This is a genomic window from Pseudomonas sp. PDM09, from assembly GCF_014852305.1.
Taxonomy (GTDB): Bacteria; Pseudomonadota; Gammaproteobacteria; order Pseudomonadales; family Pseudomonadaceae; genus Aquipseudomonas.
The window spans coordinates 654261-669541 of the sequence record NZ_JACVBI010000001.1 but is presented as its reverse complement, the minus strand read 5'-3'; the positions used below and the strand labels follow the sequence as shown (position 1 = coordinate 669541).

9 protein-coding genes are annotated in these 15281 nt (G+C 61.1%); 8 read left to right on the top strand and 1 reads right to left on the bottom strand.

Annotated features, from left to right (window positions below; translation table 11 throughout):
* The first annotated feature begins 5 nt into the window (after positions 1-5).
* The 8 genes from treZ (at position 6) to IB250_RS02930 (ending at position 12915) form a co-directional block, all read left to right on the top strand.
* The gene (gene treZ, locus IB250_RS02965) at positions 6-1802 is read left to right on the top strand and encodes a malto-oligosyltrehalose trehalohydrolase (RefSeq protein ID WP_192342902.1); all 1797 of its coding nucleotides are present in this window, start codon (positions 6-8) and stop codon (positions 1800-1802) included.
* A complete protein-coding gene (gene malQ, locus IB250_RS02960) occupies positions 1799-3877 on the top strand; it encodes a 4-alpha-glucanotransferase (protein ID WP_192342901.1) in 2079 nt (692 codons plus the stop codon). Before treZ ends, malQ begins: the two co-directional genes overlap by 4 nt.
* On the top strand, positions 3874-6672 hold the full coding sequence (locus tag IB250_RS02955; protein WP_192342900.1) for a malto-oligosyltrehalose synthase: 2799 nt from the start codon (positions 3874-3876) through the stop codon (positions 6670-6672). Before malQ ends, IB250_RS02955 begins: the two co-directional genes overlap by 4 nt.
* Before the next feature lie 21 nt (positions 6673-6693).
* Entirely contained in the window at positions 6694-7035 is a 342-nt protein-coding gene (locus IB250_RS02950) for a DUF2934 domain-containing protein (protein ID WP_192342899.1), read from the top strand.
* 128 nt (positions 7036-7163) lie between these two features.
* Entirely contained in the window at positions 7164-9323 is a 2160-nt protein-coding gene (glgX, locus tag IB250_RS02945) for a glycogen debranching protein GlgX (RefSeq protein ID WP_192342898.1), read from the top strand.
* Positions 9324-9594: 271 nt separating this feature from the next.
* On the top strand, positions 9595-10353 hold the full coding sequence (locus tag IB250_RS02940) for a PIG-L deacetylase family protein (RefSeq protein WP_192342897.1): 759 nt from the start codon (positions 9595-9597) through the stop codon (positions 10351-10353).
* A gap of 266 nt (positions 10354-10619) precedes the next feature.
* Positions 10620-11420, top strand: coding sequence for an endonuclease/exonuclease/phosphatase family protein (locus IB250_RS02935; RefSeq protein WP_192342896.1), 801 nt, complete (start codon positions 10620-10622; stop codon positions 11418-11420).
* Between the two features lie 427 nt (positions 11421-11847).
* Positions 11848-12915, top strand: coding sequence for an autotransporter outer membrane beta-barrel domain-containing protein (locus IB250_RS02930; RefSeq protein ID WP_192342895.1), 1068 nt, complete (start codon positions 11848-11850; stop codon positions 12913-12915).
* Positions 12916-13048: 133 nt separating this feature from the next.
* Here IB250_RS02930 and glgB read toward each other — a convergent pair whose 3' ends face one another.
* On the bottom strand, positions 13049-15280 hold the full coding sequence (gene glgB / locus IB250_RS02925) for a 1,4-alpha-glucan branching protein GlgB (RefSeq protein WP_192342894.1): 2232 nt from the start codon (positions 15278-15280) through the stop codon (positions 13049-13051).
* Position 15281: the final 1 nt, after the last annotated feature.

Below are 15281 nucleotides of genomic sequence, written 5' to 3'. Positions count from 1 at the left end.
CAACGATGCCGTTACGGACCCTTGAGACCTGGCCCCACGGCGCAATCATGCTGGACGCAGAACACACGCGTTTTGCCTTGTGGGCGCCAGATGCGTTTTTCGTCAGTCTCGAACTGGAAGATGGACAATCCCTGCCACTGCTGCCTCAGGCCGATGGCTGGTTTGTGATCAACACCCGCTGCCCCGCGGGTACCCGCTACCGCTACAACATCGATGGCGAGCTTACGGTGCCGGACCCGGCCTCCCGCGCCCAGGCGGGTGATATCGACAGCCACAGCGTGGTGGTCGATCCCCTCGCCTATCGTTGGCAACACAGCGCCTGGCAAGGTCGACCGTGGAATGAGGCGGTAATCTACGAATTGCACGTCGGTGCACTCGGCGGCTTCAGCGAGGTTGAGCAATACCTGGCGCACCTGGTTGAGCTGGGTATTACCGCCATCGAACTGATGCCGCTGGCGCAGTTTCCCGGCGAACGTAACTGGGGCTATGACGGGGTTTTGCTTTATGCGCCTCAAGCCTCCTACGGCTCGCCCGAACAACTCAAACACCTGATCGACACGGCCCACGGCCACGGCCTGGCAGTGATTCTCGACGTGGTCTACAACCACTTCGGCCCCGACGGCAATTACCTTCATCGCTACGCCAAAGGCTTTTTCCGCGAAGACAAACACACCCCCTGGGGTGCGGCGATCGACTTCCGGCGGCGCGAGGTGCGCGACTTCTTTATCGACAACGCGCTGATGTGGTTGCTGGAGTACCGCTTCGACGGCCTGCGCCTGGACGCGGTGCATGCCATCGAAGACCCGGACTTTCTTCAGGAGCTGGCGCAACGGGTACGGCGGCAAACCGATCCGGCGCGACACGTGTGGCTCATGGCGGAAAACGAACACAACCAGGCCAGCCTGCTGGAACAAGGTTTCGACGCGCAATGGAACGACGACGGCCATAACGCCCTGCACGTTCTGCTCACGGGTGAAACCGATGCCTATTACGCCGACTATGCCCGGCAGCCCACCGAACAGCTCGCCCGTTGCCTGAGCCAGGGCTTCGTGTTTCAGGGCCACATCACCCGCCACGGTACGGCGCGCGGTGAGCCGAGCGGTCACTTGCCGCCCACGGCCTTCGTGCTGTTCCTGCAGAACCACGACCAGATCGGCAATCGCGCCTTTGGCGAGCGCCTGCATCAGTTGGCCCATCCTGATGCCCTTTACGCCGCCACCGCGTTGCTGCTGTTGTCGCCGATGATCCCGCTGATGTTCATGGGCGACGAATTCGCCGCCGAGCAACCGTTCCTGTTTTTCACCAGCCACCACGGTGAACTGGCGGAGTTGGTGCGCGAAGGACGACGCAATGAATTCGCGGCGTTCAGCGCCTTTGCCGATCCGCACAAACGCGAGCAGATTCCCGACCCGAACGCGACGCAGACCTTCGAAGCTTCACGGCCGAAACTGAGCGCCAGCTGCCAATCGCCGGTTTATGAGCTGTATCGCCAACTGCTGAAGATCCGCCATCAACACATCATCCCGCACCTGCCCGGCGCCCAGGCGCTGGGAGCGCAGGTACTGGCCGCGGGCGCGGTGACGGCGCGCTGGCGGTTGGGCGATGGCAGTCAGTTGCGCATTGACCTGAACCTCAGCGATGCGCCCGTGGTCCACTCCCCACAGGCCGACGCGACATTGCTGTTCGAACACCCGCCACAATCGGCCGGTCTGTTGAATCAGGGCACACTTGCCCCGTATTGCGCGCTAGTCAGCCTCACGGCCGCAGCCCCTTTGCTACCCCCGGATGGAGAGCGCCCATGAGCAATGCGCAACTGGAAATACTGGCCAGCCGAGCAGGCCTGGCCGTCGACTGGATCGATGCCAATGGCCGTCCACAGAAAGTGACCCCGGCGGTGTTGCGCTCGGTGCTCAGCGGGCTTGGCCATCCCGCCAATACTGCCCAGGAGATCGACGCCAGCCTGCTGCAATTGCAGGAAGTGCAACAAACCCGGCACCTGCCACCGCTGTTGACCTGCGATGTGGGCGTCGGCCTGGACCTGGCCCACTACTTCGAACCGCAAACCCCGTGTGAAATCCATCTCGAAGACGGCTCACGGATCAACTTGAAACTCGATGACAACGCGGTGTTGCCCGGGCTGGTGCCGGTGGGTTATCAGCACGTCAGCATCGATGATCAATCCTTCACCCTGGCGGTGGCACCCCAGCGCTGCTACAGCGTCGGCGACGCGGTGGACAGTCAGAACCCGCGTGCCTGGGGCCTGAGCGTGCAGTTGTACTCGTTGCGCCGTCCCGGCGATGGCGGTTTCGGCGATACCCAGGCCCTCGAAGATCTGGCCCGGGTGGCCGGGGAACGAGGCGCCGAAGCGTTGGCGATCAGCCCGCTGCATGCGATGTTCAGTGGCGATACCCAGCGTTACAGCCCTTACTCGCCATCCAGCCGCCTGTTCCTCAATAGCCTGTACGCGGCGCCCGGTGCGATTCTCGGTGAGCGTGCCCTGCGCGCCGCGATCGACGCCACCGGCCTTGCTGCTGAGCTCAAGCACCTTGAGGCATTGCCGCTGATCGACTGGCCCACCGCCGCCGAAGCCAAGCACCGCTTGCTTGAGGCCTTGTACGAAGGCTTCACTCACGGCGAACACCCCTTGCACCCGGATTTCAGCAGCTTCCGCCATGCCGGTGGCGAAGCGCTGGAAAATCATTGCCGCTTTGAAGCGATCCAGGAGGTCCGTGCGCGGGACGGTGAAAGCCTCGACTGGCGCGAGTGGCCCGAACAATGGCGTGACCCGCGCAGCACCGCCCTGGCGCATTTTGCCGAAGAAAACTCGACCCGCATCGGCTACTACGCGTTCTGCCAATGGCTGATTGCGCGCAGCCTGGAACGCGCCCAAGCCGCCGCCCGCGGTGCCGGCATGGGCATTGGCCTGATCGCGGATCTGGCCGTTGGCGCCGACGGCGGCGGCAGCCAGGCCTGGAGTCGTCAGGACGAATTGCTCACCTCGCTGACCGTGGGTGCGCCACCGGACATCCTCAATCGTTCCGGCCAGGGCTGGGGCATTTCCGCGTTCTCCCCCGAAGGTCTGGTGCGCAACGGCTTTCGCGCGTTCATCGAAATGCTGAGGGCCAACTTCGCCCATGCCGGCGGCCTGCGTATCGATCACGTCATGGGGCTGCAACGACTGTGGGTGATCCCCAACGACGCACACCCCAGCGACGGTGCCTACCTCTATTACCCGGTGGACGACCTGCTGCGCTTGCTGACCCTCGAATCCCATCGACATCAGGCCATCGTCCTCGGCGAAGACCTCGGCACCGTGCCCGAGGGTCTGCGCGAGAAACTCATCGCGCGCTCGATTCTCGGCATGCGCGTGCTGCTGTTCGAACAGGACAATACTCACTTCAAGCCGATTCTCGACTGGCCGGACAACGCCTTGGCAACCACCAGCACCCATGACCTGCCGACGCTCAATGGCTGGTGGCATGGCCGCGATATCGACTGGAGCGCGCGCTTGAATCTGGTCGACGCCCCGGGTGAAATCGAATGGCGCCAACACCGTGAGCGCGAGCGCGAAGGTTTGCGTCGGGTGCTGAGCGAGGACCCGCAGAATTTCCGCGAGGAGTCCCACGAAACCGATCAGGTGCTCGACGCCGCGATCCGCTTCCTCGGCCATACCCGCGCGCCGCTGGTATTGCTGCCAATGGAAGATGCCTTGGGGATCGAACAGCAGGCCAACCTGCCCGGCACCACCGACACCCATCCCAACTGGTCCCGCAGGCTACCCGGCGACAGCGAAGCCCTGCTCGATGATCCGGACGCCGCCCGGCGCCTGGAACTGCTCGCCTGTGCGCGACTTCAGGCGGCCGAGCGTGACCAATGAATCAACCGTTCAACCAACCGCTGCGGGCGACTCTGCGGCTGCAGTTTCATAAAGGTTTCACTCTGGATCAGGCGGTGCCGCTGGTGCCGTACTTCGCCAGCCTGGGCATCAGCCACGTCTATGCCTCGCCGCTGCTCGCCGCCCGCGCGGGGTCCATGCATGGCTACGACGTGGTGGACCCGACCACGGTCAACCCTGAGCTGGGTGGCGAAGCTGCGTTGCGCCGTTTGGTCAGTGCGTTGCGCGAACAGGACATGGGGCTGATCCTCGACATTGTCTCCAATCACATGGCCGTCGGCGGTGGCGACAACCCTTGGTGGCTCGACTTGCTCGAATGGGGGCGACTGAGCCCTTACGGCGAGTTCTTCGACATTCAATGGCATTCGCCCGACCCGTTGATGGAGGGCCAATTGCTGCTGCCTTTTTTGGGCAGCGATTACGGCATCGCCTTGCAGGACGGCACCCTTCCCTTGCGTTTCGATGCCCGGCGCGGCGCTTTTTATGTCGAGCACTACGAACATCACTTCCCGATTTGCCCCACCAACTACGGCGAATTGCTCAAGGCCGATGATCAATTGAATGCCGGGCAGGTCGAGCAGCTCAAATCCCTGGCAGACCGCTTCAGTACCTTGAGTTACCAGACTGACGCGCACAGCTTGGCGATCCCACTGAAAACGGAACTGGCTGAACTGGCCAGCGATCCGGCCATTCTTCAGGCCATCCAGCACACGCTCGGCACCTACGACTCGCTCACCGCCGAGGGTTTCCAGCGCCTGCATAACCTGCTCGAACGCCAGAGTTATCGCCTGGCCAGCTGGCGCACTGCGGCGGACGACATCAACTGGCGGCGCTTTTTCGACATCAATGAACTGGGCGGCCTGCGCGTTGAACGCCCGGCGGTGTTCGAGGCGACTCATGCAAAAATCTTCGAGCTGGTGGCCGAAGGTCTTGTCGACGGGCTGCGCATCGATCACATCGATGGCCTCGCCGACCCGCGTGGTTACTGCCGCAAACTGCGGCGCCGAGTCGATCGCCTGGCGCCGGATCGGCACCTGCCGATCTACGTCGAAAAGATCCTCGGCGAAGGCGAAACCCTGCGCCGCGACTGGTCCGTCGATGGCAGCACCGGTTACGAATTCATGAATCAGTTGTCGTTGCTGCAACACGACCCCGAAGGCGCCCAGACCTTGGGCGAACTCTGGAGCCGGCACAGCGAACGGCCCGCCGATTTTCGTCAGGAAGCGCAACTGGCGCGCCAGCAGATTCTCAACGGCTCCCTCGCCGGGGATTTCGAAAGTGTCGCCCACGCCCTGTTGCAAGTGGCCCGGGACGATCTGATGACCCGGGACCTGACCCTCGGCGCAATCCGTCGGGCCTTGCAGGAACTGATCGTGCACTTCCCGGTGTATCGCACTTACATCAGCCCGCTGGGCCGAAACTGCGCCCAGGACGAGGTGTTTTTCCAGCAGGCCATGGACGGTGCAAGGCAAACCCTCGGCGAGGCCGACTGGCCGGTGCTCGATTGCCTGTCCCGCTGGCTCGGCGGTCAACCCTGGCGCAAACACCCGGTGGGGCGCCCACGCAAACTGCTCAAGCATGCCTGCGTGCGCTTCCAGCAACTGACCTCACCGGCGGCGGCCAAGGCAGTGGAAGACACCGCGCTTTATCGCTCGGCGGTGCTGCTGTCGCGCAACGATGTCGGCTACAACACCGAGCAATTCAGCGCTCCGGTGGCTGACTTCCATGCTGCCTGCGTCAATCGCCTCGCCGAGTTCCCCGACAACCTGCTGGCCACCGCGACCCACGACCACAAACGCGGCGAAGACACCCGCGCGCGGCTGGCGGTGTTGAGCGAGCGCAGCGCCTGGTATGCCGACCAGGTCGAACACTGGCGAACCCTGGCCGACAAATTGCGCATTGAACCCGGCGCGCCTTCGGCGGGTGACGAGCTGATTCTTTATCAAGCGATCCTCGGCAGTTGGCCGCTGGAGCTGCACAGCAACGATCAAGTGGCGCTCGAGGACTACGCCAAACGCCTCTGGCAGTGGCAACAGAAAGCCCTGCGCGAAGCCAAGTTGCAAAGCAGCTGGAGTGCGCCAAACGAGGGGTATGAACAGGCGACCCATGGGTTTCTCGAACGCTTGCTGCTCAGCCCCGAAGGCCAGCCACTGCGCACGGCCATCGGTGCGGCGGCGCAGAGCATCGCCGCCCCGGGAGCATTGAATGGCTTGGCGCAAACCTTGCTGCGAATGACCGTGCCGGGGGTACCGGACCTCTATCAGGGCAACGAGTTCTGGGACTTCACGCTGGTCGATCCGGACAACCGCCGACCCGTGGATTACGTCAGTCGTCAGCAGGCCATGCACCTACGGTTGGACCTGCCCGATCTGTTGGCGAACTGGCGTGACGGGGCCATCAAGCAAACCCTGATCGCCCGGACGTTACATCAACGTGCCGAGCATGCCGGACTGTTTCAAAAAGGGACGTATCAAGCCCTGGAAGTCCTCGGTAGCCAGGCTCACCGGGTACTGGCGTTTGCTCGTGAATGGCAGGGAAAACGGGCTATCGTGATAGTACCGATACGCTGTGCCGAACTGCTGGAAAACAGTGCCGAACCACAGATTGATGCGCCGCTCTGGGGCGATACACGGGTCAAGTTGCCGTTCGCCGTCCCTGAAGAAAATCTGAAGGGACTTTTTGCAAGCGTCATAGTCACAAAACACAGGGAACTGTTGGTCAGCACCGCGCTGGGGAATTTCCCGGTCAATCTCTTTATCCAAACTACCCAAGCTTGAGTTCAGTTCAGGAGCATTGCGATGAGTACCGACGATAAACGCATCCGCGAATTTGCCTATCAAATCTGGGAATCCGAAGGAAAACCCACGGGCCAGGAAAAACGCCATTGGGAGATGGCCTGCAAACTGGCCGACGCTGAAGCCCAAGCCAAAGCGCTGGCGCCCGGCAAGTCATCGAAAGCTGCCAGCAAAAGCATCGGTGCCAAGTCCGCGGTGGGCAAGCCCGACGGCAAGCTCAATGCCAAAGGCGTCGAACCCAAAACCAAGGCCAAAGCCAAACCCTCTGCTTCGACAGTGACCCCGCTTGGCGAAAAAAACGTCGAGAAAAAGCCACGCGCTGCGCGCAAGCCGCCAACGACCTGACGCGTTTATCGCCTTGCCTCGCTTGATTTGTGGCGTGTCTCTCGCCACCGAGGGCGCGCTCGCCCTCGAAAAAAACCAGAGCCACGGTTCATCGCAGTCGAGTACCGTCACCCCATGCAGGAGCAACTATGAGCAGTCCAAAGAAAACCGCGCCCGAACCTCGTGCCGAGGCTTCGCGAATCCGCGAAGGCTTGCCCTTCCCGCTAGGCGCGACCTGGGATGGCCTGGGGGTCAATTTCGCGCTGTTTTCGGCTAACGCGACCAAGGTCGAACTGTGCATCTTCGACGATTCCGGCGAGGTGGAACTGGAGCGTATCGAGTTACCGGAATACACCGACGAGATCTACCACGGCTACTTGCCTGACGCCCACCCGGGGTTGATCTACGGCTATCGCGTGTACGGTCCTTACGACCCGGCCAATGGTCATCGTTTCAACCCCAACAAGCTGCTGATCGATCCCTACGCCAAGCAATTGGTCGGTCGATTGAAATGGTCCGAAGCGTTGTTCGGCTACACCATCGGCCACCCTGACGCCGACCTCAGTTTCGATGAGCGGGACAGCGCGCCCTTCGTGCCCAAATGCAAAGTGATCGACCCGGCTCACACCTGGGGTCATGACCATCGCGTCAGCGTGCCGTGGGACAAAACGATCATTTATGAAACACACGTACGCGGTTTCAGCATGCGTCACCCCTCCGTCCCCGAGAACCTGCGTGGCACCTTCGCCGGGTTGATGGTCGATGACGTGCTCGAACACATCCGCAAGCTCGGCGTGTCGACCGTGGAATTGCTGCCGATTCATGCCTTCGTCAATGACCAGCATCTGCTGCACAAAGGCATGACCAACTACTGGGGTTACAACAGCATCGCATTCTTTGCCCCGGACCCGCGCTACCTGGCCAGCGGCAAGATCGCCGAGTTCAAGGAGATGGTCGCACACCTGCACGAGGCCAATCTGGAAGTGATCCTCGACGTGGTCTACAACCATACCGCCGAGGGCAACGAACAAGGCCCGACCCTGTCGATGCGCGGCATCGACAACGCCTCTTACTACCGCTTGATGCCTGACGACAAGCGCTACTACATCAACGATTCGGGGACCGGCAACACCCTGGACCTGAGTCACCCGTGCGTACTGCAAATGGTCACCGACTCCCTGCGTTACTGGGCCACGGAAATGCATGTGGACGGTTTCCGTTTCGACCTGGCGACCATCCTCGGCCGTTACCACGACGGTTTCGACGAGCGTCACAGCTTTCTCGTGGCCTGCCGCCAGGACCCGGTGCTGCGTCAGGTGAAGATGATCGCAGAAGCCTGGGATTGCGGCCCCGGGGGCTATCAAGTCGGGAACTTTCCGCCGGGTTGGGTTGAGTGGAATGACAAATTCCGCGACACCGTGCGCGCGTTCTGGAAAGGCGACGACGGCCAACTGGCCGACTTCGCCAACCGCATGACCGCCTCCGGCGAGATGTTCAATCAGCGTGGCCGGCGGCCGTATGCCTCGGTGAACTTCGTCACCGCCCACGACGGTTTCACCCTCAACGACCTGGTGTCGTACAACGACAAACACAACGAAGCCAACGACGAGAATAATCAGGACGGCAGCAACAACAACCTGTCCTGGAACCACGGTGTCGAAGGCCCCACCGACGATCCCGAGATCAATGAGCTGCGCCAGCGGCAAATGCGCAATTTCTTCGCCACGTTGCTGCTGTCCCAGGGCACGCCAATGCTGGTGGCTGGCGATGAATTCGCTCGCACCCAGAACGGTAATAACAATGCCTATTGCCAGGACAGCGAGATCGGTTGGGTCAATTGGGACCTGAGCGAAGACGGCAAGGCCCTGCTCAAGTTCGTCAAACGCCTGATCAAATTGCGCCTGGCCTATCCGATTCTGCGTCGCGGGCGCTTCCTGGTGGGCAACTACAACGAAGACATCGGCGTCAAGGACGTGACCTGGCTGGCCCCGGACGGCAGCGAAATGTCCATCGAACAATGGGAAGAAGGCCACGGTCGTTGCCTGGGCATGCTGCTCGATGGCCGCGCCCAGGAAACCGGCATTCGCCGCAAGGGCGGCGACGCGACCCTGCTGCTGGTGGTTAACGCCCACCATGACATCGTCAATTTCCTGCTCCCGGAAGTGCCTGACGGCGGTTTCTGGACCTGCATGATCGACACCAATCAACCCTCGATTCGTGGCCAGGAACGCTTCGAGTTCGGTCACGAATATTCAGTCACCGGCCGCTCGCTGCTGCTGTTCGAATTGCAGCGCGAAGAAGAAGAGTGAACGGGGCCCTCGGGGGCAAGCCGTAATGAAATCCGTAGGGACGGTTTCGCTGATTATTTGCGAAACCTGACACAGCCTGGGTTAAAAAAACCGCATCAGACCAAAGACTGAGGCGACGAATAACGATCCATGAGCAATACTCTGCCCGCAGCAATCCAGGGTTCGGAGCGCTGCAATTGCTATTTACCCCGCCTTCACGGGTCTGCCAGGCTTGCACCCTCGCAAGCATTGCGCACGACTGAGGGCCAGACAGAACAAGGACGTAGCGCCTATGAAAACGGTTTCCATCAGCGAAAGTGGTCTGCCCGTGCAGATCTGGAACAGCGCCCAGCAACTGGACAACATCCCTGTCATCAATACCGAAACCCTGGTCCCGGCCGGCGCTCGCGCAGTGGTGATCGCGCCGCATCCTGGCGATGAAGTGCTGACCTGCGGCGGCCTCCTGCAACAGCTGTGCGCCCTTGGCCATCCTCTGCAATTGATCTCGATCACCGACGGTAGCTACAGTCATTTTGGTTCGCGACAGTGGTCACAGAAACGCCTGAGCGTATTCCGCCCCCAGGAAAGCGTCGAAGCCTTGCGCCGGCTCGGAGTGCCGATGCACAGCCTGAAGTGGATTCGCGCCGGCTTCACCGACAGCGGGCTGGCCGAACGGGAGTCTGAACTGACCCAATTCATCGTCCGCTACCTGCGCCCCGGCGATGTGGTGTTCACCACTTGGCGCGAAGACGGTAACCTCGACCACGACGCCGTCGGCCGCGCCAGCGCCAGGGCCGCAGCGCTGGTCGGTGCGACGCTCAACGAAATACCGGTTTGGGCCTGGCACTGGCCGACACGTGAGCATGGGCTGATCCCCTGGGATCGTGCGCGCAAGGTACGCCTCGACACCTGGACCGTCGCGCGTAAAAGCCATGCCACCTACGCCTACGCCAGCCAACTCGACGGTGAGCCGATAATCGGTGTCGCCCCGTCAGTGCCCCAGGTGCTTCTGGAGCGCATGCGTTTGCCGTATGAAATTGTGTTTGTCTGAAACCCTTGCAGCAAAGCTGCGTTCGGCTTGTAGCAGCTGTCGAGCTAGCGAGGCTGCGTTCGGCTGCGTAGCAGTCGTGAATTCAGCATCTGTGATTTATCTGACGAACCGAGCAGCCTGATTTTACGACTGCTACGCAGCCGAACGCAGCCTCGCAAGCTCGGCAGCTGCTACGGGGTTGCGATGGATGTGTTACGACAATCAACTGAACTGCTCGCCCATGCACCAGTCGCATGCATACATCAGCCTGATTCAGAGGAGTGAACGTGACCAGCGATGCCGAACGACAGGCCGTCGAATCCATGCCACCGAACACGCCTGCGGCGGTTCATCGACTCAGAGTGCTGACGGTCAACACCCATAAAGGCTTCACTGCCCTCAACCGGCGTTTTATCCTCCCGGAGTTGCGTGAAGCGGTACGCAGCACGTCGGCAGACCTGGTGTTTCTGCAGGAAGTGGTCGGTGAGCACGACCGGCATTCTTCCCGCTACAACGACTGGCCACAGACCTCGCAATACGAGTTCCTGGCCGACAGCATGTGGAGCGATTTCGCTTATGGTCGCAACGCGGTCTACCCCGACGGCCACCACGGCAATGCCCTGCTGTCGAAATACCCGATCCGCGAATTTCGCAACCTCGACGTCTCGATCACCGGCCCCGAGCGGCGCGGGTTGTTGCATTGCGTACTGGATGTGCCGGGGCATGCCGAAGTGCATGCCATTTGCGTGCACCTGAGCCTGTTGGAAAGCCATCGACAACTGCAGCTGCAGTTGCTCTGCCTGTTGCTCGAATCGTTGCCCGATGACGCCCCGGTGATTATTGCCGGCGACTTCAACGACTGGCAGTTGCAAGGCAATGCCGCCCTCGCCCGGCGCGACTACCTGCATGAAGCCTTCGAACGCCATCATGGCCGACCGGCGAAAACTTACCCGGCACGTTTTCCCCTCCTGCGCCTGGACCGGATCTACCTGCGTAATGCCAGCAGTCATGAACCGCGAATACTTGGCCACAAACCCTGGACGCATCTGTCGGACCATTTGCCGCTGGCGGTGGAAGTGCGCCTGTAACACCGTCAAATGACAGTCGCCAAGGATGCCATCGCTGACAGAAAAAATGACAGCAATGGCGCGCCGACGCCGTTTGTTTATCCTGCACTGGATCAGCCGCCAAACAACCGATAGCCCCCTACCAAACGCGTCTGGCCCGCGCCTTTCTGGATGATTTTTCGCACAAACAACAACTTATATACGCGCCAAAAATCAGTCACTTACAACACCTAAAATAGCCATACCGCTTATCGGCCACTTTCTTGACGCAGTGTCAGCAGTCTTCTTAGCTAGTGCTTACTACCCCCGGAAATCCATCAGGGGCAAGCCACCAGACTCCTGTAAAAAAAGGCGGGTCTGACCCTGCCCCAATCCATTCGGTCGCCCCTCATTCGGGGTAGGAGAGACGCCAAAGCGAGATACGCATGCCATTGCAAGGTAGACCTCCATGAAAACTTCATTCACTCCACAAGAGATCAAAATCACTTTTTGCACCGTCACGAGTTCACTCCTGCTGTGCTCATCCATGGAGGTGCAGGCCTCGTCTGCCGAGGATGAACCAACGCTTTGGTATAACCAGGCACTGCCGACCCTTACCTTGCCCACCGGCTCCGTCACGTATCCCGGTCGTTCACGCTTCAATCCAGACTTGCAAAGCTCACGCCTTACGGTCGAAGACGCCGCGCCTTCGGCCTGGGACCACGTCTATGGAAAGACTTCACGGCAGGCCCAAACCGACTATCTGGCCCAGGGCTCCTCCATCCCCGGCGCCAGCGAATTCAAAGGCCCGGCGCTGCTGACCGTCCAAAGCAACAGCGGCCATACCCAGCGGGTCGGACTGATCGGCGGCACCACCCAATTCCAGGGCAATGACAACGGTCTGCTGACCAGTCGCGCCCTCGCCGACCCCGGCCATGACACGCTCAACCTTCAAGGCCAGAGTCTCGGCGCCTACTGGAGCCTGACCGGTCCAAAAGGCTGGCACGTAGACTTGAGCGCCAGCGGCGGCCGGGTCAACGGCTACAGCCGCAATGACCAAGGCGCGCGACAAGCCACCGAAGGCAGCGCGGTGACGCTGTCGGTGGAAGGTGGTTTCCCGATTGGCCTGGGTAATAACTGGGTGATCGAACCCCAGGCGCAGTTGATCAATCAACGCATTACGCTGGATACGCCCTATGCCGGCTCCGGCAACGGCTCCTCCAGCGATATGACGTCCTGGAGCGGTCGGGTCGGTGCGCGCTTGAAAGGCAGTTACGATATCAACGGCCTGCCCGTCGAACCCTATGTGCGGACCAACGTGTGGCACACGGTATATACCGGTAATACCGTGAGCCTGGATCAGGTCGACAAAATCAGTAGCAGCCGCAAATCCTCGACCGTGGATGTGGGTTTGGGGCTGGTCGCCAGAGTGACGCCTTTGGTCAGCCTGTACATCAGCGCCGATTACAGCAGCGATGTGGATGACAATGATTTGAACGGGTTGATTGGCAGTTTGGGGGTGCGGATGCGGTGGTGAGCGCATGACACAAGAAGCGCTTTGTTCGATCTGGCCTCTTCGCGAGCAAGCCCGCTCCCACATTGGTGTTGTGTACGACGACAATCCAATGTGGGAGCGGGCTTGCTCGCGAATGAAGCGACGCGATTTTAGATCAACCCTCCGGACGCAGGATCAACACCCCCAACGGCGGCAAATTCAACTCCAGTGAGAGGGCCTGGCCATGGCTCGGTTCTTCGTCGGTGAACACCCCGCCACCATTGCCGTAATTGGACCCGGCATAAGTGTCGGCGTCGCTGTTGATCAACTCAACCCAGCGCCCGGCAAACGGCACGCCGACACGGTAGGACTGTCGCGGCACCGGGGTAAAGTTCGCCACTACCAGCACTGGACGTCCGTCCTTGCTCCAGCGCAACCAGGCATAGACGCTGTTGACCGCATCGTCGCCGATCAACCACTGGAAGCCTTGCGGGGCATCGTCCTGATCGTGCAGCGCCGGTTCTTCGCGATACAACCGATTCAGGTCACCGACCAGTTTGCGCACCCCCTGGTGTTCCGGGTATTGCAGTAAATACCAGTCCAGTTGCTGATCGTGATTCCACTCACGCCACTGGCCGAATTCGCAGCCCATGAACAACAATTTCTTGCCCGGATGCGTCCACATGAAACTCAGATAAGCCCGCAAGTTGGCAAACTTCTGCCAGCGATCCCCCGGCATCTTGTCGATCAGCGAATGCTTGCCATGCACCACTTCATCGTGAGAAATCGGCAGGATAAAGCGTTCGGACCAGGCATACACCAGGCCGAAACTCAGCTCATTGTGATGATGGGCGCGGTACACCGGATCCTGCTGAATGTAATGCAGCGAGTCGTGCATCCAGCCCATGTTCCACTTGTAGGCAAAACCCAGCCCACCCTGTTGAGTGCTCTGGCTGACACCCGGCCACGCCGTGGATTCTTCGGCAATCACCAGCGCCCCCGGTGCTTCCAGGGCCACCACATCGTTGAGATGGCGGACGAAATCAATGGCCTCCAGATTCTCCCGACCGCCGTGACGGTTGGGCACCCACTCGCCGGCCTTGCGCGAGTAATCGCGATACAGCATCGACGCCACTGCGTCCACGCGCAGGCCATCGACGTGGAAATGCTTGAGCCAGTGCAGCGCCGAGGCCAGCATGTAGCCGTGCACCTCGGTGCGGCCCAGGTTGTAGATCAGCGTGTCCCAGTCCTGGTGAAAACCTTCCTGCGGGTTGCCGTACTCATACAGCGCGGTGCCATCGAACTGCGCCAGGCCGTGGGTATCGGTGGGGAAATGCGCCGGCACCCAATCGAGGATCACGCCAATCTCGGCCTGGTGACAGGCATTGACGAACGCGGCGAAGTCATCCGGCGTGCCGTAACGGGCGCTCGGGGCGAATTGCGACAGCAGTTGATAACCCCAGGAACCACCGAACGGATGCTCCATGATCGGCATCAGTTCGATGTGGGTGAAACCCAGCTCCTTTACATAAGGAATCAGCCGCTCGGCCAACTCGGGCCAGGTGTACTGACGGGCGACCTCGCCCAGGTCATCCAGCTCGCATTGCCAGGAACCGGCGTGCAATTCGTAGATCGACAGCGGTGCGCTGGTTCGCTGCCGCTCGCCCCGCGACTGCATCCAGTCGTGGTCCTGCCAGTCGATTTTCAGCGGCGCGGCGACTTTCGATGCAGTGTCCGGTGGCAAAGCGGTGGCAAGGGCCATCGGGTCGGCCTTGAGCGGCAGAATGCCGTGGGCGCCGAGAATTTCGTATTTGTAGGCTTCCCCCGCTTGCAGGCGCGGAATGAACAACTCCCAGACCCCGGAAGGATGGCGCAGACGCATCGGATGACGACGACCGTCCCAGACGTTGAAATCGCCAACCACCGAGACCCTTTTGGCATTCGGCGCCCACACGGCGAAGCGCACACCCTCCACGCCATCGACCGTCTTCAGCTGCGCGCCGAGGCAACTGCTCAAGTCCCGGTGATTGCCCTCGGCGAACAAGTACAAATCCATCTCGCCGAGTAACGGGCCAAAGCTGTAAGGGTCCTCGGCGAGTTGCTCGCCACCGGCCCAACGGGTTCGCAACAGATAGGGTCGGGCCCGCTCGAAGTGCCCGACGAATAGCCCCGGGGTTTGGGTGGTCTCAAGGCTGCCGAGCTCTTCCCCGGATTCCTTGTCCACCACTTGCACGCTTAAGGCATCCGGCAGATAGGCGCGAATGAATTGCCCGCCAGCGCCATCGCCGTGCGGGCCGAGAATTGCGAAGGGATCCCGATGCTCAGCGCGTACCAACGCATCGATATCCCGTGCCCTGGGCAGCAGCGCCTGTTCCACGTGCCCCTGTTCCTTGTTCGAGATACTCATG